The following is a 21,421-nucleotide window of genomic DNA, read 5'->3' on the forward strand; positions in this document are numbered from 1 at the left end:
GGCGCATCGTTTAACGACCCTGGCGGCTTGCCGCAAAGGAATTAGAGCTCGATGAACAAGATTGCAGTTTTCGTTACCGGCGTACTGGCCTTCGTATGTGCACAGTTTGCCGTTGCCCAGACTCCGGTCGCCAGCCCGACCGTCCCTGCGGAAAGTTTTCTGGGCGAGCAGTTCTGCTTCGACGTTGATTTCAACAACAGCGGCGCGCCCGGCTACGGGCCCTACCTGCGCCTCGAGCTGGCCGACGGCCTGACGCTCGATTCGGCCGACATCTTCGGTGGCGGCACGCTGAGCTACGTCGGCGATTTTCCGCCTGCGCCCGGCAACCAGCTCACCGATCCGGTAATCGACCAGCCGGTTACCGGCACCCCCGGCGCCGCGCTTTACGTGCTCGAATACCCGGTCGGCTCGGTCGTCGACGGCGGACCGGATCTGCCGGCCGAGCTGTGTGCGACCATCGATCCTGACGCCGTCCTGGGCGACCCCCTCGATATCATCATCACCCCGGTGTACGAATTCGGCGACACGCCGACCGGCGACAACGGCCCGATCATCGGCAGCCCGATCAACGATCCGGTCACGCCCACGGTCATGCGATTTACCAAGACCGACACCGCGCCGGAGAGCGAGCGCACCCCCGGTCCGAGCTGGCCCTACAGCTACAACCTCACCGTTGATATCGCCAATCAGGCGACCATCAACCCGCTGGTGATCAGCGATGAACTGCCGGCCGACTTCCAGTTCAACGGCAACGTCACCATTACCGGCGGTACAAGCTGCAGCGTCACCACCCAGCCATCGACCAGCACGCCGGGTGGCAGCCTCGAGGTGACCTGCAGCGGCAACACGGTCGGTACCGGTGCCGACGATGACGTCGTCGTCAGCTATGAGGGTCATATCGTCGACATTCTCGACGAAACCGTGTGCACCACTGCGCCGGTGATCAACGGCGCCGCAGCCAGCGGCACTTATCAGCCCACTTCCGGCCCCGCCATCGTGCTGCCTCCGGCCAATGACCAGACCACCGTCACCGCCCGCCATCTGGCGGTGCAGAAATCGGTTTCTCCGGCCGCAGCGATGCCCGGACAGAGCCTGAGCTACACGCTGAACTTCCAGGTGACCGACTTCGGCGATGCCGACAGCCTGATCGTGACCGACCTCCTGCCCGACGGCATCGACTTCGTCGCACACGCCAGCCTCGTGGTCGGCGGCTCGCCGGTCACCATCACACCCAGCGTGACCGTCAACCCCGATTCCACCACCACCATCGTCTACGACATCGGCGCGGCCGCCGGCACGCTCGTGGCCGGCACGGCCGTGACCCTGAGCTATGACGCCCAGGTCCGCAATGACTACCAGGGCAGCGGCTCGCCCGTGCTGGCCTCGGATTCGCTGACCAACCAGGTGGATGCCGACTACAGCCTGACCCAGGGCGCCAGCGCCTGCAGCGACGGCAGCGGCGCCACCGTGATCATCGCGCCCATTGCAGTGAACAAGGAAATCGTCAATCCGCAGCCTGCATATCTCCCGGGCGAGAACATCGTCTTCCGGCTGACCCTCGACATTCCCGCCGGCAGCACCAGTGATATCCGCTTCGAGGATTTCCTGCCGCTGCCGGTAATCGACGTGACCGATATCGACACGAGCTTCCCCGGCGCCAACCTCGCCTACGGCCCGGGCGATACTGCCAGCCTGACGCCGGATGCCATCACCGTCAACGCCGCGCAGAACGCGCTGATCATCGACTGGCCGGACGTGTCGAGTCCGACCGCACAGACCATTCAGGTCGACCTGACGGCCCCGATTACCGATGATCCGTTTGCCGACGGCCTTTTTCTGACCAATATCCTGCTGGCCAGCACCAACAACACCCCGGGTGAGGCAGCCACCGGGACCGGCCCGGTGCACTTCCAGGTTGGCGCCCCCGATATGGTCATCACCAAAGGCGTGTCGGCCACCGACGGCAACGGCACGATCAGTCCCGGGCCGGGCAACGAGCCGGAGGATGGTCACATCAGTGGCGTCGATGCCCATGACAACATCACCTTCGTCATCACCGCCGAAAATCAGGGCGGTGCCCCGGCTTATGACGTGACCATTACCGATGCCTTCCCGGCGGATCTGACCGGCTGCAGCGTCACCGGCGTGACCGACGGCTCAGGCAGCGCGCTGGGCTACAGCGGTACGCTGGCCGGCGGCCTGCTGCTCGACGATCCGCTCGCGGCCAACGACGGCTCACCCGGCGCGCCATACGGTGCCGACACTGCGCTGGTAACCGTGGACTGTCAGGTGGCGGCCGACATCGCACCCATGACCAGTATCACCAACACCGCCGAGCTGGACTTTGCCAGCCAGAGCGGGGCTACCACGTTCCCGACCCGGCGCGACTCCACTACGGTCGAGAGCGCCAACATCGCCCAGCAAAAGTACTTCGTCGCCTCGTCCGAGCCCGGCACGTCCGATACCAGCAATCCGCCGCGCGCCACCATCGGCGAGATCGTCCGCTACCGCCTGGTCGTGCGCATTCCCGAAGGCGAGATCGCTCAGATGAGCCTGGAAGACAACCTGCCCTCGGGCCTGACCTTTCTTGACGACGGCACAACGACGGCTGCCTTCGTCAGCGCCAGCGCCCCGGGCCTGAGCTCGAGCACGCTGGCCGTGCCCAACCTGCCCGGCACCGCCGCCGATCCGGGCAGCGTGGCCAGCAGCGCGATCACCTTCGGTCTGCCCGCCGGCGCCATATCCGGATCACCGTTCGGCAACGGCAGCAACCCGATCTTTGCCTTCGGCGACGTCACCAACGCCAACAGCGACAACAACGACGCCTGGCTGGTGGTCGAATTCAACGCCCTGGTCAACAACTCCAGCGCGGGCAACAACACCCGCGGCGACAACCGTGACAATTCGTTCACCACGCTTAGCGCCGGCTCGCCGCTGGCCGGGAGTTCCAACAATACCCGCATCCGCATCGCCGAGCCTGCGATTGGCGTGACCAAGTCCGCCTCGCCGGGCACCGGGCAGGCCGGCGACACCATCAGCTTCACCTTGGACGTCACTGCCGCCGCGGGCGCCAATCGCAGCGACGCCTACGATGTCCACATTACCGACAGCCTGCCGGCGGGTCTGACCAACCTGACAAGTTTGACCATCACGCCGTCAGGCGGCTGCAGCGGCATCACCGACAATACGGTCGGAGACAACCTCGACATCACGGTCGACGTCATGGAGCCCGGTTGCCAACTCCAGATCAGCTTCGATGCAACGCTCGAAATCGGCGTCGCCCCGGGCACCAGCATCGTCAACAATGCCCAGGCCAGCTGGACCAGTCTGCCGGCCACCAGCGGCACGGCCCCCAACCCGACCGGCTCGACCACGCCGGGCGCGCCGGGCAGCGACACCGGCGAGCGCGACGGCTCGGGCGGCGGCATGAACGATTACGTTGCCGACGACTCGGCCACCGTCACCATCGATTCGGTTGTTGTCTCCAAGGTCATCAGCAGTACTTCGGAGCCGGCCACCGGAGATAACGAGCACCGCTCGGGTATCGACGACCTGGCCATCGGCGAGTCTGCGACCTTCGATATCACCGTCACCATTCCCCACGGCACCACCCCGCAGGTGGGCGTGACCGATACCGTGCCTTGGACCAACGGCCTCATGCGCCTGGATTCGGCCAGCGTCATTGCCACTGGCGCCAACCTGGCGCCCGCCAACCCGAACCCGGCGGCGGTCATCAGCGACGCGCAGCTTGGCGACGGCATTGACGACACCGCGCAGTTTGATTTCGGCCAGGTGGTCAACAGCGGCAGCGGCGCCCTGGGCCCTGACGACCAGGTCGTCATTCAGGTGACCGCCACCCTGATCGACGCCGCCGCCGCCAACGTCAACGGCGACGAGCTGAGCAACAACGTGCTGGTGCAGTTCGGCCCCGGCCTGGACGCCTCGGCCAGCGCGCCCATGGACGTGGTCGAGCCGCAGCTGACCATCGGCAAGTCCGGCGACATCACCGGGGGCGAGGCCGGCGATGTGGTGACCTATACCGTTACCCTCCAGCACGCGGCCGGATCGACGGCGGATGCCCACGATGTGGTCTTCGACGATCCCCTGCCGCCCAAGCTGGCGCTCGTTCCCGGCAGCCTGCAGGTCATCAGCGGGACAGGTTTCGATGTCGACAACAGCAGCGGCAACACGATTTCGCTTGGCTGGACTAATTTCGCGCGCGGTGCCGAGGTGGTGCTCGAGTATCAGGCCCGGCTCACCGTCGACGTGCAGCCTCAGGAAGAGCTGATCAATACCGCCACACTGCTTTGGGACTCGATCGCCGGTACCAACGCTGACCAGCGCGGCTACAGCGCCGACGATGATCACACCATCACGGTTACTCAGCCGGGTATGGACAAGGTCATTGTCGCCACCAGCGAGCCAAGCACCGGCAGCGGCCAGTTCGGCCCGGAACAAGACCTGACCATCGGTGAGGAAGTCACCTACCACTTTACCGCGACCTTCCCGCAGGGCACCACCGACGGCGTGGTCATTACCGATCAGCTGCCGACCGGCTCGAGCACCCTGGCGGTGGTTTCCTCGCGAGTCATCAGCGTTGGCGCCAACCTTTCCGGTACCTCGCTGCCGGCCGTCGGCGCTGCCGGCGTACACAGCGATACCAACAGCGACGGTCACAACGACCGCGTGCGCTGGCAGCTGGACACCGTCGTTAATGATCCCGCCGGCCCGAGCGTTGGCGATGATGAAATCACCTTCGAGGTGGTCGCCGTCGTGGTCGACGTGCCCGCCAACCAGAGCGGGATCACCAACCAGCTCAACCGCGCCACCTTCGAGACCGCCAGCAGCGATCCCATCAGCGGCAGCGTCGGCGTGGATCTAGTCGCACCGGATCTGAATCTGACCAAGAGCATTGTCGACCCGGCCGACGGCTACGTCGAAGCCGGCAACACCGTGACCGTGCGCCTGGATATCGAGCATGCATCCGGTTCCACCGCCGATGTCTTCAACCTGGAAATTACCGACAGCCTGCCGGCCGGCCTGATCTGGGGCGGCGACGGCAGCGTGGGCGGAACTTGCGCCAGCCAGGCTGTCGACTCGAGCGGCAACCCGAACATCTTCTTTACCATTCCCGAGCTCGAACTGGCGACCGGCAGCTGCTACATCACCTATCAAGTCAACGTCGATCAGAGTGTCGAGGCCGGTACCGATCTGACCAACTCCGCGGCGCTGGAATACTTCACGCTGCCCGACGAAAACGCCGACCACAATCGCCCCGGCGACAGCGCCGATAACGCGCACGTCACCGTCAAGGGGCCGGGCCTGACCAAGACCGCGCAAGGCTCGGGCATGATGAGCATCATGTCCGGCGGCGGCATCATGGCGCTGCCCGACGTGTCGATTGGCGAGACCGTTACTTACAGTCTGGTGATCGAATTCCCGGAAGGGGTGACCACCGACGCGGTGCTTGTCGACGCCCTGCCGGCCAGCGCGGCTGATGGCTACATGCAGGCCATCGGTGCCTCGGTCGTGAGCATTGGCGGCAATCTGTCGACCACCGGCCCGAGCACCCCGGTCATCACCGACGCCAACAGTGACGGCATCGACGACACCGTCACCTTCGATTTTGGTGATGTGACGAACACCATCGACGGTGTCTCCGACGCCAACGACCGCCTGACCGTACAGATCGTGGCGCTGGTCGTCGACAACCCGGCCAACACTGATGGCGTGACGCTGACCAACCTGGCCGAGCTGACCTACGGCATCGGTGGCTCAATGACTGACGATGCCGAGGTCTACGTGATCGAGCCGGATGTGGGCTTGAGCAAGTCCATGGGCCCGGTCAGCAACGGCGGGGTGCGCATCGAGCTCACCCTGGAAAATACCGGGAATGCCACGGCCTACAACCTGATTGTCGAAGACGTGTTTGACCAGGCCGACTGGAACGTCGCCGCTTTTGCGCCGGCGACCGTGCCTTCGGGCTACACCCTGGTGATTGATAACGACACTCCGGCGGTCGGGCAGCACACCGTCAGCTTTGCCAGCAGCGGCGGCCAGGGCCTTGCGGCCGGCAGCAGCGTAACGGCCAGCTTTGACATGCCGCTGGCCGTGTTGCCGCCTGACCCCAATCCGATCAGCAACACCGCCGACCTGGTCGGCGGCGACAGCCTGCCGCCCAAGAACGGCTCGCCGCGCGATGAAGCGCGCGATCTGCCGCCGGTCAGCGACAGCGACCAGATCGGCCTGCCCGACCTGGCTCTGAGCAAGACCGCGAGCCTGCAGGTTGATGCCGACGGTTCCGGCGATGTGTCACCGGGCGACACGCTGCGCTACACCCTGACGCTGGACAACACTGGCGCGGCGCCGGCCACCAACATCGTCATCGACGACGTGCCCGACGCCAACAGCGCGCTGGTGTCCGGCAGCGTGACCACCAGCACCGGCACGGTGACCATCGGCAATACCGCCGGCGACAGTACTGTTCAGGTCACCATCGCCAGCCTGGCGGCGAACGATACGGCCATCATCGAGTACGACACGGTGATTGACTCGCCGCTTCCGGCGGGCGTGACCGAGGTTGAAAACCAGGCCGTTGCCGACAGCGATGAACTGCCACCCGTGCCCAGCGACGATCCCGGCGAGCCCGGCCCGGACGATCCCACCCGCGTGCCGGTCAACGCTGCACCCGACCTGAGCATCGTCAAGGACGACGGGGTCGCCGCTACCGCCCCCGGCGCCACCTTGGCCTACACGCTGAACTACGCCAACAACGGCAACCAGGACGCCGCCGGCGTGGAAATCACCGAGACGGTACCGGCCAACACCAGCTTCAATGCCGGAGCAAGCGATCCGGCCTGGAGCTGCGCCGGCACCGCGCCGGGCAGCAGCTGTACGCTGACCCTCGGCAACCTTGCCGCCGGCGATTCGGGCAGCGTGGTCTTTGCCGTCGATGTCGACTCGCCCCTGCATGCCGGTGTGAGCGAAATTCTCAACGCGGTGCTGATCGAAGACGACGGCAGCAACGGCCCGGATCCGACGCCGAACGACAACCAGGACGACGAGACCACGCCGATCGACGCCGCACCCGATCTGACTCTGAGCAAGAGCGACGGCGGCGCGACGACCGTGCCCGGCGGCAGCGTGACCTACACGCTGGACTATGAAAACATCGGCAGCCAGGACGCCACCGGCGTCGAGATCACCGAGACCGTGCCGGCCAACTCCAGCTTCGATGCCGGCGCCAGCACGGGCGGCTGGAGCTGCGTGCCCGACGCCAGCGCCGGCAGCACCTGCACGCTGGCCATCGGCGCGCTGGCTGCGGGCGATTCCGGCAGCGCGGCCTTTGCCGTGATCGTCGATGACCCGGTCGACGCAAGCGTGACCTCGATCTATAACGTTGCCCGCGTCGACGACGACGGCAACAACGGTTCTGATCCGACCCCGGGCAACAACGCAGACGACGAGACCACGCCGCTGACCGTCACGCCGCAGCTGGCCATCGACAAGGTGCTGACCAACGCGCCCGACCCGATCGAGCCGGGAAGCGTGCTCACCTATACGGTCACCGCGCTCAACACCGGTAACGTCACGTTGCAAAATGTGATTGTCAGTGACCCGATGATCACGCCGACCGGCGGCACGACGCCGTGCGCCAGCGTGGCACCGGGCGGCACCTGCACGCTGATCGGCACCTATACGGCCACCCAGGCCGACGTCGACACCGGCGAAATCGTCAATACCGCCACGGCCGGCAGCGATCAGACGCCCGACGAAGACGACACGGTGACCACGCCGATCGCGCAGAACCCGGGCATCGGCCTGGTCAAGCAGATCACCTCGGCCGGTGCGCCGTATGGCGAAGGTGACACCATCAGCTACGAGTTGATTGCCACCAATACCGGCAACGTCACGCTCGCCAACGTGCAGATTGTCGACAACGACGTCGCCATCACTTCGTGCACGCCAGCGCAGCCGACCAGCCTGGCCCCCGGCGATGACCTGATCTGCCTGGCCGAGCATACGATCAGCCAGGCCGATCTGGACGCCGGCACGCCGTTCACCAATACGGCCACGGTTTCGGGCGACGACCCGGACGGCAACCCGGTTTCCGATGACGATTCGGCCGATGCGCCGCTGGATACCGATGTTGGTCTCGTGCTCGACAAGACCGTGACCTCCGTTGGCGCGCCGTATGGCGAGGGTGACACCATCACCTATGAGCTGATTGCAACCAACACCGGCACGCTGACCCTGGCCAACGTCGCGATCAGCGATCCTGATGCGGTCATCACCGGCTGCACCCCGGCCCAGCCGGCCACGCTGGCCCCGACCGAGACCCTGACCTGTCAGGCCGAGCATGTGGTGACTCAGGCGGATCTGGACGCCGGCACGCCGTTTACCAACACGGCCACGGCTTCGGGTGACGACCCGAGCGGCAACCCCGTATCCGATGATGATTCCGCCGACGTGCCACTCGACACCGACGTTGGCATCGTGCTCGACAAGACCGTCACCTCGACCGGCGCGCCCTATGGCGAGGGCGACACCATCGCCTACGAGCTGGTGGCTACCAACACCGGCACGCTGACCCTGGCCGATGTCGAGATCAGCGATCCCGCCGCCACCATCACCGGCTGCATGCCATCGCAGCCGGCCACGCTGGCGCCGCAGGAAACGCTGACCTGTCAGGCCGAGTACCTGGTCACGCAGGCCGATCTTGACGCCGGTACGCCGTTTACCAATACGGCCACCGCAAGCGGCGACGATCCGGACGGCAACCCGGTGGAAGACGATGATTCCGTCGATGCACCGCTGGAAGACGATTCCGCCCTGACGCTGGTCAAATCGGTGACCTCCACCGGCGCGCCCTACGGCGAAGGTGACACCATTACCTACCAGCTGATTGCCACCAACAGCGGCAGCCGTACGCTCGCCAACGTCGAGATCAGCGATCCCGACGCCAGCATCACCGGCTGCATGCCATCGCAGCCGGCCACGCTGGCACCGCAGGAAACGCTGACCTGTCAGGCCGAGCATGTGGTGACCCAGGCGGATCTGGATGCCGGCACGCCGTTTACCAACACCGCCACGGCGACGGGTAATGATCCGGACGACAACCCGGTGGAAGATGACGATTCTGCCGATGCGCCGCTGGATACCGACAGCGGCCTCCGGCTGGAGAAAACCATCACCTCCAGCGGTGAGCCGTACGCCCAGGATGACACCATCAGCTACCAGCTGACGGCCACAAACACCGGCGTAGTGACGCTGGCTAATGTCGAGATCAGCGACCCCGATGCGGTCATTACCGCCTGCACGCCGGCCCAGCCGACCACGCTGGCACCGGGTGCCACGCTGGTTTGCGAGGCCGAGCATGTGATCACCAAGGCCGATCTCGACGCCGGCAGCCCGTTTACCAACACGGCCACGGCGACCGGTGATGATCCCGACGGCAACCCGCTGGAAGACGAGGACTCGGCCGACGCGCCGCTCAACGACGAATCCAGCATTGTGCTGGTCAAGTCGGTGAGCACCACCGGGCCCTACGATCCGGGCGATACGGTGACCTACACGTTTGAAGTCACCAACACCGGCGGCTATCCGCTGGAAAATGTCGTCGTCGACGACCCCATGCTCGGCGGCGCCATCAGCTGTACGCCGGATGCGCTGGCGCCGGGTGAATCGGCTGCCTGTGGGCCGGTTGACTACATCCTCACCGCCAGCGATCAGGCGAGTGGCCAGGTGGAAAACGTTGCCACGGTCTCCGGCGAAGACGACGACGGCAATGTGGTCGGCGACGATGACAGCGTGATCGTGACCACCACACCGCCGATCCCGGTGCCGGCAAGCTCGCTGTGGATGCTGCTGCTGCTGATTGCCTCGATGGCAGGTCTGGGCCTGTGGGCCGGCCCGTTCCAGCGCAGTTGATGCCTCGGCAGACGCACTGAAAGACGCCGCCCGCGCCCGGACTCCGGGCGCGGGTTTTTTTAGCGCGGCAACAACGCCTGAGGCCACAACCAGCGACGAACCCAAAGGCAGCCAAAGCCGCCCGCTGATCGCAGCAGCCGGCCGCAGCGGACACAAGCTCTTCTATACTGTTCGGGATTTCAGATTCAGAAACCGGAGATATATTCAATGCATATGTCGCGCGTGATCCTGGGCTGCCTTTTGTTCGTGGCCACCGTATTGCTGTTCACTGCAGCGAACGCAGAGTTTTTGCAGACTCGTACCGAATTCTCGGAAACGGCTGACCGCGAAGCTGACACTCTGGTGCTGCTCGTGCCCGAAGGGCAGGAGGCAGTGCGACGGCCCGACTGGGATGAGCGCACAGCAAGCCAGGTCGCGCGCGCGCTTGCCGCAGCCGATTTTGAAGGCGAAAAAGAGCAACGAGTGGAAATCCTGGCGCCGGCCGAGCTGAATGCAAACCGGATCATCCTGGTTGGCGTTGGCAATCCGGCGGAGCTCGAGCGTCATGCCGCCGAATTGATCGGCGCGAACCTGGCAGGCCATATCAATACCGGCTCGGCGCAGCGTATCGAGGTGAATGCCTCACTGATCACGGATGATGCGCTCAATGTCGAGATCTCGACCGCCATCGCCCACGGCATGGATCTGCGCAACTATCGTTTTGATCGTCATTTCAGTGACCCCGAGCCGCGTCCATCGCAGCACTATCACTTCACGGTGCGCGCGCAGTCGCAGGCCGAGCAGCAATACGCGCAGCTGCGCGCCCTGGCCGAGGGGGTCTTCCATGCCCGCGAGCTGACCAACCTGCCCGGCAGTGATGGCCACCCGGCCGCCTTCGCCGAGTACGCGCGCAAGGTGCTGGAGCCGTTGGGGGTAAAAGTGACCATTCTGCGTCCGGAGCAGGTTCTTAAAGCGGGTATGGGCTCGCTCTACGGCGTCAGCCAGGGCAGCCAGCACAAGGCCCACCTGGTGGTTGCCCACTGGGAAGGCAGTGACGACCAGCCCGTCGCCCTGGTCGGCAAGGGCAACACCTTTGACACCGGGGGCTACAACCTGAAAACCAATTCCGCGTCGATTCTGCGCATGCAGACGGATAAAGCGGGTGCGGCGGCGGTGATGGGTGCCATTGCTGCCCTGGCGGCCCAGCAGGCGGCAGTCAACGTGGTCGGCGTGATGCCCCTGTCGCAGAACTCGATTTCGTCAGAAGCACAGCTGCCCGGTGATGTCGTGACTGCCGGCGATGGCACCACCATCGAGGTTGCCAATACGGACGCCGAAGGCCGCCTGATCCTCGCCGACGGTATCTGGTATGCGCGCGAGCACTTCAACCCGCGTGCCATCGTTGATATCGCCACGCTGACCGGCTCCAAGGTGCGTGCCCTCGGCACCGACTATGCCGCCGTGTTCAGCGAACACGAGGATCTGCTCGAGAGCGTGCGCAAATCCGGGGAGTTGACCGGCGAGCGCGTGTGGCAACTGCCGCTCGGCCCCTATGAGGGCATTATCGACAGTCGTATAGCAGATATCCGCAATACCGGCTCGCCCGGCGCTCAGGCCGGTGCCATTTTGCTGCAGCACTTCGCGGCGGACACCCCGTGGCTGCATATCGACATGGCCGGCGATGCCCTCGTCGACAGTCCCGACGGCATTCACCCCGAAGGTGCCACCGGTTACGGCACCAGACTGCTGACTGAATGGGTCAAGCTCTTTGCTGGCCAGTGACGCCGGTCAGTAACCGGAGGGCTATTCTTTAATTGACCTGGCACGAATGTCATCTGCGTTCGTGCCAGGTTGATAGTGGGTTTTCGAATGGACTTCCCCGGTTGATGGCGCTGCGCGAAACTGCGGGCCATGACGCTTATACTCCATCTACGCCTGTCTCTGATTCCGGAATCGAATGTCCATGCCTGAAAACTCTCGTCGACGCCTGCCTGCCTTCTTCTTTTTGCCATACATCCTGCTTGCCAGCTTGACCGTGAATGCCGCTGACCTGGAGGTCGACGTGCAAAAGAAAGTTCTGGCCAACGGCGTCACCGTGTTGGTCTGGGAACGGGAATCAGCTGGACGCGTGGGTGCCCGCAGTTTCTACCGGGTGGACATTGCCGCTGAGCGGCCGGGAACGGTCGGCCTGGTGCACATGCTCGAGCACCACCTGTTCAAGGGTGACCACATCGCGGGAACCAAGGACTGGGATGCCGACCAGGTCGCCGCGCTGCGGGCACTGACGCTCGAGGACGTTAACGCCGCGGCGCGCAAGTATCTGCATCCGGAAAACCTGATCATCACGGTGTCGGGACAGGTGGACGTGGTGCGCGAGCATACGCCCGAATCCGTGCGTGAACGCCTCGGCTGGTCCTCTCCCTGAGATTGGTGGCGCGCCGGAACAAAGTGGAAAGGGTCCGTCCCGTCCATGTCTGTCGCGGCGCGTCCCGTGACCGACAAGCGCATGGGTTCCTCAGTCCTGTGCAATGCAGAGATGAGCCTGAAGAGGCGTCATCACCGAGCGTTGCCGGGCGTCTGGATGGCAGAATGCTGCCATGACTACCGTCAACGACACGATTTGCGCCATCGCCACGCCGCCCGGGCGCGGTGGCGTTGGCGTGGTTCGCCTGTCCGGGCCGGATAGCCGCGCGATTGCCCGGAAATTGTGCGGCGAGCTGCCGCCCGCCCGGCAGGCCGCGCTTCGGACCTTCCGCGACAATCAGGGCGAAACCCTGGATTCCGGGCTCGTGCTGGTCTTTCCTGGACCCGGCTCGTTTACCGGAGAGGACGTCGTCGAGCTGCAGGGCCACGGCTCACCCGTGGTGCTGGAAATGATGGTTGCGGCCTGTGTTGACTTCGGCGCCCGCCGCGCAGCGCCCGGCGAGTTCAGCCAGCGCGCTTTTCTCAATGATCGCATAGACCTCGCCCAGGCCGAGGCCGTGGCCGATCTGATCGCGGCTGCCACTGATACTGCCGCGCGCGCCGCTCATCGCAGCCTGGAAGGCGCGTTCTCCGAAGAGGTCGACGAACTCGCCGAAGCCCTGGTCGAGCTGCGGGTCTGGGTCGAGGCGGCGCTGGACTTTCCTGACGAGGAAATCGACTTTCTCGCCGAAGGCCAGGTGGCCGAGCGAGTGGCCGGGCTACGCTCCCGCCAGGAAACGCTGCTTCAGCGCGCCGGCACCGGGCGGCTGCTGACCAGCGGCGTTCGCATTGCCATTGTCGGTCGGCCCAACGCCGGCAAGTCGAGCCTGCTCAATGCGCTCAGCCGCCATGATGCTGCCATCGTGACCGAAGTGCCGGGCACCACCCGCGACGTGTTGCGCGAAACCATTACCATCGCCGGTCTGGCGGTGACCCTGGCCGACACCGCCGGCATCCGCGAGACCGTCGACCGGGTGGAGTCCGAAGGCGTGCGCCGCGCCGAGCGCGAGATGCAAGCTGCCGACCTGGTGTTCTGGGTGGTCGACGCCACCGAAGGCGAAGCACATCCGCTGCCGGGCCTGCCTGAAGGCGTGCCGCTGATCCGCATCGACAACAAGATCGACCTGGTGGGGGCCAGACCATCGCGGGACGGTCGTCACGTGCGCGTGTCGGCCGTCACCGGCGAGGGGCTGGAACTGCTGGAGCAGGTGGTCATCGAAGAGCTCGGCCTCGACGACGCCGGCGGCGGAGAATACTCTGCCCGCCAGCGCCATGTCGACGCCATCAGCCGGGCCGGAGAACACCTTCGCCGCGGCCAGGCCGAGCTGGCGGCCAGCCAGTCGGGCGAGCTGTTGGCCGAAGAGCTGCGCCTGGCGGCCGACTCTCTGGGCGAGGTCACCGGTCGCATGAGCTCCGACGAACTGCTCGGCCGCATCTTCTCGAGTTTCTGCATCGGCAAGTAAACGCGGCGTTTGCTGATTGCGGCAATCGCAGCCTATACTCGAAAACGTCAACCGAACTGCAGGAGGATGGCGTCAATGCAAACGATTCGACAGATTATCTCGACAAAGGGCGATCAGATTTGGTCGGTTGCCGTGGAAGACACCGTCTATGACGCCATTCGCCTGATGGCCTCGCGCAGCATCGGCGCCATGCTGGTGATGAACGGTGAGGAATTGCACGGCATCATCTCCGAGCGTGACTACGCTCGCAAGGTCATCCTCGAAGGGCGCTCGTCGCGCGAGACGCGGGTGGGCGAGATCTGCTCGAGCCCCGCGATCACCATTTCTCCTCGGGCTACCGCTGAAGAGGGTCTGGCCCTGATGACGCGCAAGCGCATCCGCCATCTGCCCGTCGTCGAAAAGGGGCAGTTGCTGGGCGTGATCTCCATCGGTGACCTGGTCAACGCCGTGCTCGGCGACCAGCAGCAGCTGATCGAGCAGCTCGAGCGCTACGTCACCGGCTGACGCCTGTCAGGCACCCGGCCAGCTGCATGCTGCTCGATATCCAACAAGCCGCAGCTGTTGCCAGCGCCCTCGGGCTTGACGAACACGGCCTGCGCGTCGCGTCGGCGCCCGGCGGCGACATTGCCGAATCCGTTGTGCTGCAGGCGGCCGACGCGACGGTCTTTGTAAAGACCCTGCCGCTGGAGCGGGCCGGCCTGCTCTCGGCCGAGGCCGACGGCCTGGAGGCACTGGCTGAAGTCGGCGAGGTTCGGGTACCGAAATTCATCCGCCGCGGCACGCTGGGTGACCATGCCTGGCTGGCGCTGGAATATCTTGAAATGGAGCAGCCAGGCGATCGTGCCGACCAGCGGCTGGGGCGCCAGCTCGCGGCGCTGCACCGTCACGGCGCCGAGGCCTTCGGCTGGCACCGCAGCAACTACATCGGACTGACTCCACAGAACAACACGCGGGTCGATGACTGGACGGCGTTTTTCGCAGATCGCCGCCTGGCCCCGCAGTTCGACCGGCTGCACCGCCATCTGCCCGGTCAGGGCTGGAGCCGTCGCCAAAAAGACATCTCTGTGGCCTGGCGCAAGGCCTCCGACGGACACAAACCGCAGCCGTCGCTGATCCACGGCGACCTGTGGCGCGGCAATGTCGCGGCACTGCCGGAGGGCACGCCGGTCATCTTCGACCCCTCGATTCATTACGCTGACCGCGAATGCGATCTGGCCATGGCGCATCTGTTCGGTGGCTTCGGCGAGGCCTTCTACCGGGCCTACGAACAAGCCTGGCCGCTGCCGCCGGGCTTCGAAACCCGGCGGCTGTTCTACCAGCTGTATCACCTGCTCAACCACGCCAACCTGTTCGGCGGCCCCTACGTCGATGCCTGCGCGCAGCTATGCCGACGAATTCTGAAAGCCTCACCCGGTTAAAGAATCAAGCCGCAGATATCGCAGGTGGACGCAGATTGAGAGAAGCAGCGTTTTACCAGGGCTTTTTGATCGCCTGTCGCTTCTTCAGTGGCGTGCTCCGGTCGGGAGCCACGGAAGGCGCGGAAGACACGGACCGAAAGATTACAAGGACTTCACAGTGTGCTTCACTGCAAAGCACTGCAAGCGCTGCGGCGGATCAATCTCCTGCTTTCACCGCTTCCGGTTTATTCCGTGAATTCCGTGTTTTTGTGGGGGGTCATTTAGTTTGAGAAAGGGGGGATGGCGTGGAAAATCGCGGGAAAGCCTGTTGTGGCGGGCGTTTCAGCGGGTTTCGAGCACGCTGTCAAAGTCAGTTGGTTTGATACGGATTCTAGCTTAAAGGGGCTGTTTTGCTAGCGGAAACTGCCGGAAATATAGCGGGAAACTGCGCTCAGGATCTCTTTTCGGTCAGTTTCACCCAAGCCGAGGAATGAGCGGGCGGGGATGTCGCCCCAAGGGATTGGGGTGCCGCGCGAGGTCTTTCCGTACTGTCCTTTCTTGGCGCCTAGTTGGTGGGTGATGCCGTATTTTTCGGCGACGCCGGCTTCGGCGCTGGTGGCGTCGTGGTTGCCGCCGATGCTCTGCACCAGGCTGCTGGAGTCCTGGAGTTTCTTTGCGCCCGGGCCTCGGCGAGCTTTTGTGACGGGTGAAAGCTCGGCCCAGGGTGCTCCGGTTTCAGGATCCTGCTCCTTCTTGAAGGCACGCTCGATGGCGTCGACGAGGATGCCCTCGATGTCTTGCATGAGCGGTGTCAGATTTCGGGCGCTTTCTTCGGTGCGCCGCAGCGCGGCCAGTACACTCTCGTCGTCGACTTCGATGCGGAACTGGTCAGCCATGTGATATTCTCCAAGTTGAGCCAAGTGACCGCTGGAAATTAGACGGCGAGCCAGCGACCAGTAACCTACCGGCAACTGCCGGAAAAGCGGGGTGATGGTGGACAGTCGGCCACCCGCTTGGCTCAATCATCAATCGGCTCGAATCGGCCACGGTCATCAAGTCGGCTGCTGGGCACGAGGAATGCGTTGACCAGCTGGTCGAGTCGGCCCTCCAGTTTCTTCAGCTTTCGGTCAGCGGTCGCAGCTACCACTATTGACTGATCGGCCCCGGCATCCAGCGCATATACCAGATTCCGGTGCTTCTTGTCCCAGTAGAGTGTGGCCTGGCCGCTCGCAAGCCGCCCAGGCAAAGCCTTGATTTCGTCAGCGCTCAGCGCGATGCCTGCTTCCCAATGCTTCGGGCTGTCAACATGTGCTAGTCGCTTTTCGTCGATCACCAATACCCGGGCTGGCTCCTGGCCGCGGGCTCGATATGCTGCCGCGGCGCGCTCATCCATCAGGTGCAGTGTCTGGGCGGAGTGGCCCGCACCCCGTCGCGGCAGAGCATTATCGACCCAGGTGGCAAACTGCGTCTGCCGAAGGCTGGAGTTGTTGATGGCCTGCACAGCCTGCGCCCGGATCGCGCGATCCTTTACCTGCGAGATTTTGCGCATGACCTCAATATCGAGCCCGTAAGCCAGCTGGCCCTGATTCCGACTGAACCCAGCATCGGTGCGAAACACTGCATCGCGGCCCCGGGCGTCTTTTCCGCGCCAGACGGTAGCGGGTTTTTCGATTACCTCGCCGGTGCGCTTGTCGACGCCGGCCTCGACCATCTCCTGGCGCAGCTGGCCTTTCGAGCTGTCGGCGCTGAGCCCTTCTTCCTTGAGTCGATCCTCGGATAATGTCCGCACGCGGCAGCGGCAGTTGAACCCGTTGGGTGGGTAGATGTGCTCCCAGATCGGGTCGTCGTGCGGGAACACTTTTTCATGCAGCGCGGCGTGGCTGGGGCGGGTGCGCGAGTCCATGATGGCCAGATATTGCCAGTAGGGCCGTGCCTCGGACTGCTCTTTCTGGCGCTTGTAGCGCCCGGCCTGGTAGGCGCTGAACTTGTTGGTACGGTAGATGGTGCGCAGGCGGTGCGGCGAGCCGAGTTGCACGACTTCCGCCCCGCCTTTCGGGTCGACGACGATTTGCTTGCCCCACCAGCCCTTTGCCTTGAGTTTGGGTTCGAGGGCGCGGATGAATTCACGCTCTGTGACGCCCTCATTGAGGGTCTCTTGCATGGCCTCACGAATGTCTGTAAGCACGTCCATGCGCGTGGCCTTGGCCACCGTGAAGGCGCGCGCGTGCGCGTCGGTCGCTGCCTCCCACCAGTTCCAGGTGATCGCGTAGCCTTTCGACTCGAAATAGGCGATTGCATCGGCCGGTTCGAGCCGCATGGCGTAGGCGAGACTGACCTGCTCAGGCATTGAGACGGCCCCATACGTCAGCGACGAAGATGACGCGCGCGAGCAGATCCTGCAGGACGCTATCGTCCATGTCCGGATAGGCTTCGGCCAGATGGCCCAGGGCTTCATCGGCCCCATGTTTCTGGATCAGGTCGAACAGCGGCCGGAGCATGGCCTCGGCCTGTGCCTGCAGCGTTTCGTCGTCGATGTTGTCCATCATGCGCTCGAGGTCGGCCTGATCGGGGAAGGCCAGGGCGGCGAAGCTGTGGTGCTCGCCGCAGCCGGCACAGCGATGGCGCTCGAACTGCGGCGGCTGCAATGGCTCGCCGCCGCTACGCGGCAGCACGTCTTCGCCGTCGGTGGCCATCGGAATTTGCAGCCGCTCGTGGGCGAACTGCTTCGGAATGTCGAGGAAGTGTCTGGAGCCATCGAGCACCTCGACCCATTCCTTGCGGGCCTCACCCTCTTCCCAGAACTCGAATTTCGGTGCGATTGCGTTGGGCACGTTCAGTTCGGTGATCCACTGAAACAGCTCGGTGAAAGTGTCGGCGATGATCTTGCGATCGGACTCGTTGACCGACACCTCCCGGTCGCGGTGCGTCTCGCTGGCAGCGCGGCTGCCTTCGCCCTGAATTTCTGTGGCCAGCGTCTGGCTGGTGAGCGCCTTCGACATTTCGCGGTTGCACAGGTTGATCAGATTCTCGTGCACCACCGCCTTGCCGTCGCCGGCGCTCAGCAGCTCCACACCGGAGCCTTCCGGGATGGCCGCGATGGCATCTTCGATCATCTGAGCGAGCGCATCGGCCAGGTTGTCCTGATCCTCCTTGGGCGCACCCTGCGGGTACTTGCCGATGGCCCAGGGCAGCCCGTATTTCTCGGCGAACTTGACGAAGAACCGAAAGCCCGAGTGCTTGAAGGTGTAGGGCCAGAAGCAGGCGGAAAACACCGCCGTGCCGTAGGGGTTTTGCTGGCTGGGCATGTGCCGGGTCATCAGCCACTTCTTGCCATCCAGGGGAATGCCCTCGAGCGGCGCGCTGCGCGTTTTCAGTCGCAGGTCGTTGTCAGCCCCAAACAGAAAGCGCCGCTGCGGCCGATCGAGCACGGCGGCGGGCAGCAAGTAGCCGTCCTGCCGCTCCCAGACGACCTCGTGCACGGCGAAGCCGCGGAACACAGCCTGCGCCATCGACCAGATCACGTCCGACCAATGCATGCCCGGCGCCGGCCGCCTTGCCATCACCCCTTCGCACAGCTCCAGCGCGCGCACATCGGCCGGCGAATCACCGCCTGCTTCCAGCCGCCACTCGAAGCCCAGCAGGGCGGCACGAACCGAGCGCAGCTCGCCGAGCACGTGGGCGTCCATCGCGATGCCCTCGAATGCCTCCTGGCCACGGTTGAGCTTGCGCAGTACCGGGTCCGGGTTCGGCAAGAAGCGCAGCGCATTGGTGAAGTACGGATCGCTGCTGCGCGTTGCGATCGCCTGGGCGAGGTTCGATCGTGCCATTTTGCGAATCTCCATCAGGCGTAGCCTCTCAAGTCGGTGTGTAAGCGCCGCCGGCGCGTCACGATCTGCGTGTTGCCGCCGGCCCGGCTGTTGGCCATTGTCCAGAGCATGTGCAGCGCATCGGGCCCGTCGTCGTGGTCGGCCTTGGGCCAGTGGCGCAGCTGCTCGAGCAGTGTCTTGTGGCGGTTGTCGAAACGAATCAGGCCGTTGGCCACGTGCGGCTGCAGGCTGGCAATGCGCAGCTCCTTGTCGCTGTGCGGTGTCACGCCGACGGCCGGCACGGGAATGCCCCGCCTGGCCGAGCGCGCGACCAGCGTCTGGCGCATGAACTCCTGAAACTGCACCGCCTCGATGGCCCAGGCCAGACAGTGGTAGTGTCGCTGCAGCTCGATGATGCGCTCGATGATCAGGTCGGGCAGTTTCTTGCCGATCTCGGCCTCGATCACGTCGAGTCGTCCTTCTTCGCGGTCGAACCCGCCGATCAGAATCGCGCTGGGGTCGCGGCCCTTGCCGTGCTTGCCCAGGCTCGGGTCGCAGGCGCCGAAGTAGATCCAGCGCGGGCACGGCTCGACCCAGTAAATGACGCTGGCAAACGGCGCGTCCTTGGCGCTGATCGGATCGTTCTGATACTCGGCATCGAAGGTTTCGTGGCCATCTCGCGCGCGGATAATCATCAGGCGCACCAGCGGCCGGGCGCTGGGCCAGCTCACCCGCGCACCGGCGTCCATTGCCGGCTGATGCTGCCGGTAGAAACGCATCGCTGCATCTTCGCCGCGGTTGAGCAGCCGTTCTTCGAACTGGTCCCACAGATCCATTCGCGCCGGCCAGTCGACGATGGCTTGGAAGCGCCGCCGGCGCCACAGCGGGTTCTTGAGCAGGCGGTTGAGCACCGAATCGTAGTGCAGCACCGTGCCGATGACGATGACATCCATACTGCCGCTGGCATCGCCGAGCTGCAGCACGGTCTTGAGCAGCCAGTTCTCGAGCTTGTCGCGCTGCTCGGGGCTGCGCACGTTCTCGTCGTTTTCCAGATCGTCGCCGATGACCAGATCGGGGCGGTGCGGCCCGTGCCTGCGGCCACGGATGCGCTTGCCCGAGCCGAAGGCCTGAATCTTGCGGTTGTTGCGGGTGATGAGCACACCCTGCTGCCACACCCGCCCGCGGCCGCACACGCTGGGCCAGTCGTTGCCCAGCCGCGGGTTGACCTCGAGCTCGGCCTTGATGGCCTCGAGGTGCTCGGCGGCCTGCTCGAAGGCATCCATGATCAGGCACATGTAGTGCTTGCGCTCGGTGACCACGCACCAGATGACGAAGATCATGCCGACGATGGTGGACTTGGCCTCGCCGCGCGGGGCGGCGATGGCCTGATGCACGCCCGAGGCCCGGGCGACGAGCGCCGGCAGCGTCTCGTACAGATAGGCATGCAGCCCGGAGTTGTCGAACTGCACGTAGTGCGGAAAGTAGGTGCGCGCAAAGAATTCGAAATCGTCGGCTGCTTGCTGCCGGCGCTGGTCTGCGGCAGCCGGGTCGGGGGCAAAACCATCTACCTCCGTTTCGATCTGTCGGCGCAGCTCCGAGCCCAGTTCGGCCAGGCGCTTCTCGAATTCGCGTCGAGTCAGATCAGCCATATCGCTGCGCCACCTCCTGGCCGAACGGTTCCAGCACCGTGATCAGCGCCTCGGCGTGTTCGGGGTATTCGCTGCGCACGAACTTGGCCAGCAGATCGATGGTCTCGAGCGCCATCGCCAGCCGACCGATCTCGGGCGCGCCCTTGGTCGCCGCGCGCATGGTCTTGGTGTAGGCGTCGCTGAGCCTCGAGATGGCCTCGGCCTTCTTGATGGGGTCCACCTCGGCGTCGCGGATCTGCTCGACGGTCGACTGGAACAGAATCGCAAAATCCTCGAGCAGCTGGCTGGTCAGGTCACCCAGCCCGCCTGACGACATGCGCGAGGCCGCCCGCGCCTTGTCCCAGCACTGGCCTTCAGCCCGGGCCTTGCGCTTCCAGCTCTGTGCCGCCGAGTAGCTGACACCCACCCGCTCGGCTGCTGCCTCCAGCGGCAGCCGATCGTGCACGAACGCGTCGCGCACTGCATCCCGAATCGCTTGTGAATACGCCATGCTTCACACGCCCAGTCCGCGGCGCAGATACTCGATGATGATCGTCACGCCCGCGCCGCTGACCAGGCCGCCGACCGCGCCATGCACCGACGATCGCTGCTCCACGTGGCGCAGGCGCTCGTCGACCTTGCCGATCTTCACGCTCTGCTCAGCCTGGGTGTGCTGGATGCCGTCGATCTTGCCCTCGATCCGGCCCAGGGCCCGGGCGATATCCGGGTCGGTCACTTTATGCATTGGCCGCCGC

At 64.7% G+C, this 21,421-nt stretch carries 12 protein-coding genes; 6 read left to right on the forward strand and 6 right to left on the reverse strand.

Annotation, left to right across the window (positions count from 1 at the left end; genetic code table 11):
- Positions 1–51: 51 nt before the first annotated feature.
- From ACEWQ0_RS03565 to ACEWQ0_RS03590, 6 genes are all read left to right on the forward strand, one after another.
- Complete coding sequence (locus ACEWQ0_RS03565) at positions 52–9,930, forward strand: DUF7507 domain-containing protein (RefSeq protein ID WP_476484512.1); 9,879 nt, start codon at positions 52–54, stop codon at positions 9,928–9,930.
- Positions 9,931–10,137: 207 nt separating this feature from the next.
- On the forward strand, positions 10,138–11,691 hold the full coding sequence (locus ACEWQ0_RS03570; protein WP_476484513.1) for a leucyl aminopeptidase family protein: 1,554 nt from the start codon (positions 10,138–10,140) through the stop codon (positions 11,689–11,691).
- A 181-nt stretch (positions 11,692–11,872) separates the two neighbouring features.
- Positions 11,873–12,334: a hypothetical protein gene (locus ACEWQ0_RS03575; RefSeq protein WP_476484514.1), complete on the forward strand. Its 462-nt coding sequence runs from the start codon at positions 11,873–11,875 to the stop codon at positions 12,332–12,334.
- A 172-nt stretch (positions 12,335–12,506) separates the two neighbouring features.
- Positions 12,507–13,835 (forward strand): tRNA uridine-5-carboxymethylaminomethyl(34) synthesis GTPase MnmE, encoded by a 1,329-nt coding sequence (gene mnmE / locus ACEWQ0_RS03580; RefSeq protein WP_476484515.1) that lies wholly within the window; start codon positions 12,507–12,509, stop codon positions 13,833–13,835.
- Between the two features lie 75 nt (positions 13,836–13,910).
- Positions 13,911–14,339, forward strand: a complete 429-nt coding sequence (locus tag ACEWQ0_RS03585; RefSeq protein ID WP_476481975.1) for a CBS domain-containing protein — start codon at positions 13,911–13,913, stop codon at positions 14,337–14,339.
- A 26-nt stretch (positions 14,340–14,365) separates the two neighbouring features.
- Positions 14,366–15,253, forward strand: a complete 888-nt coding sequence (locus ACEWQ0_RS03590; RefSeq protein WP_476484516.1) for a fructosamine kinase family protein — start codon at positions 14,366–14,368, stop codon at positions 15,251–15,253.
- Positions 15,254–15,645: 392 nt separating this feature from the next.
- Here the strand turns inward: ACEWQ0_RS03590 and ACEWQ0_RS03595 are convergent, their stop codons facing one another.
- The 6 genes from ACEWQ0_RS03595 to ACEWQ0_RS03620 form a co-directional block, all read right to left on the reverse strand.
- Complete coding sequence (locus ACEWQ0_RS03595) at positions 15,646–16,128, reverse strand: phage virion morphogenesis protein (protein ID WP_476484517.1); 483 nt, start codon at positions 16,126–16,128, stop codon at positions 15,646–15,648.
- A gap of 122 nt (positions 16,129–16,250) precedes the next feature.
- A complete protein-coding gene (locus ACEWQ0_RS03600) occupies positions 16,251–17,687 on the reverse strand; it encodes a phage head morphogenesis protein (protein ID WP_476484518.1) in 1,437 nt (478 codons plus the stop codon).
- Entirely contained in the window at positions 17,572–19,059 is a 1,488-nt protein-coding gene (locus ACEWQ0_RS03605) for a DUF935 domain-containing protein (protein WP_476484519.1), read from the reverse strand. Before ACEWQ0_RS03605 ends, ACEWQ0_RS03600 begins: the two co-directional genes overlap by 116 nt.
- Before the next feature lie 14 nt (positions 19,060–19,073).
- Positions 19,074–20,687 (reverse strand): phage terminase large subunit, encoded by a 1,614-nt coding sequence (gene terL / locus ACEWQ0_RS03610; protein WP_476484520.1) that lies wholly within the window; start codon positions 20,685–20,687, stop codon positions 19,074–19,076.
- On the reverse strand, positions 20,680–21,177 hold the full coding sequence (locus ACEWQ0_RS03615) for a DUF1804 family protein (RefSeq protein WP_476484521.1): 498 nt from the start codon (positions 21,175–21,177) through the stop codon (positions 20,680–20,682). The genes terL and ACEWQ0_RS03615 overlap by 8 nt, the downstream gene beginning before the upstream one ends.
- A 3-nt stretch (positions 21,178–21,180) precedes the next feature.
- Positions 21,181–21,411, reverse strand: coding sequence for a hypothetical protein (locus ACEWQ0_RS03620; protein WP_476484522.1), 231 nt, complete (start codon positions 21,409–21,411; stop codon positions 21,181–21,183).
- Positions 21,412–21,421 lie beyond the last annotated feature (10 nt).

Source organism: Wenzhouxiangella sp. YN9 (assembly GCF_056324165.1).

What these genes read in the sequence shown, in the direction of transcription:
- ACEWQ0_RS03575 (WP_476484514.1), top strand. Translation starts at nt 11,873, where the DNA reads ATGCCTGAAAACTCTCGTCGACGCCTGCCTGCCTTCTTCTTTTTGCCA.
- ACEWQ0_RS03620 (WP_476484522.1), bottom strand. Translation starts at nt 21,411, where the DNA reads ATGCATAAAGTGACCGACCCGGATATCGCCCGGGCCCTGGGCCGGATC.
- mnmE (WP_476484515.1), top strand. Translation starts at nt 12,507, where the DNA reads ATGACTACCGTCAACGACACGATTTGCGCCATCGCCACGCCGCCCGGG.
- ACEWQ0_RS03605 (WP_476484519.1), bottom strand. Translation starts at nt 19,059, where the DNA reads ATGGCACGATCGAACCTCGCCCAGGCGATCGCAACGCGCAGCAGCGAT.
- ACEWQ0_RS03615 (WP_476484521.1), bottom strand. Translation starts at nt 21,177, where the DNA reads ATGGCGTATTCACAAGCGATTCGGGATGCAGTGCGCGACGCGTTCGTG.
- ACEWQ0_RS03600 (WP_476484518.1), bottom strand. Translation starts at nt 17,687, where the DNA reads ATGAAGCCCTGGGCCATCTGGCCGAAGCCTATCCGGACATGGACGATA.
- terL (WP_476484520.1), bottom strand. Translation starts at nt 20,687, where the DNA reads ATGGCTGATCTGACTCGACGCGAATTCGAGAAGCGCCTGGCCGAACTG.
- ACEWQ0_RS03590 (WP_476484516.1), top strand. Translation starts at nt 14,366, where the DNA reads ATGCTGCTCGATATCCAACAAGCCGCAGCTGTTGCCAGCGCCCTCGGG.
- ACEWQ0_RS03585 (WP_476481975.1), top strand. Translation starts at nt 13,911, where the DNA reads ATGCAAACGATTCGACAGATTATCTCGACAAAGGGCGATCAGATTTGG.
- ACEWQ0_RS03570 (WP_476484513.1), top strand. Translation starts at nt 10,138, where the DNA reads ATGCATATGTCGCGCGTGATCCTGGGCTGCCTTTTGTTCGTGGCCACC.
- ACEWQ0_RS03595 (WP_476484517.1), bottom strand. Translation starts at nt 16,128, where the DNA reads ATGGCTGACCAGTTCCGCATCGAAGTCGACGACGAGAGTGTACTGGCC.
- ACEWQ0_RS03565 (WP_476484512.1), top strand. Translation starts at nt 52, where the DNA reads ATGAACAAGATTGCAGTTTTCGTTACCGGCGTACTGGCCTTCGTATGT.